The organism is Mesorhizobium sp. WSM4810 (assembly GCF_055811235.1).
In genome coordinates this window covers 1-261 of record NZ_JBVVQV010000131.1, presented here as the reverse complement: position 1 = coordinate 261, position 261 = coordinate 1, and the positions used below count along the sequence as shown (strand labels likewise).

General features: G+C 60.2%; 1 protein-coding gene. It reads right to left on the bottom strand.

The features are described from left to right. A partial coding sequence (locus AC0L3O_RS35600; RefSeq protein ID WP_473618181.1) for a hypothetical protein occupies positions 1-261 on the bottom strand: 261 nt, incomplete at both ends.

Sequence of the window (261 nt, the reverse complement as noted above, 5' to 3'; positions counted from 1 at the left end):
ATCGGCCAGCGCGATGCGGCCGTTCATGACGAAGGTCTTGTCGGTGCGGGTCGTCTCGTTCTGGAAGCTATAGGCCGGGTCCGAATAATTGCCGTCCAGATGGAAGCGGACCTTCGCCTCCGAACCGGCCAGCGGCACTTCGTAATCGACATAGGCCGAGGCGGCGTTTCGCGGCGTATAGACCACGAACACCTGGGTCAGCGTGTTGTTGAGGAAGGGATTGGGCGTCAGCGGCACGTTGGTATAGGTGTACGCATAGGA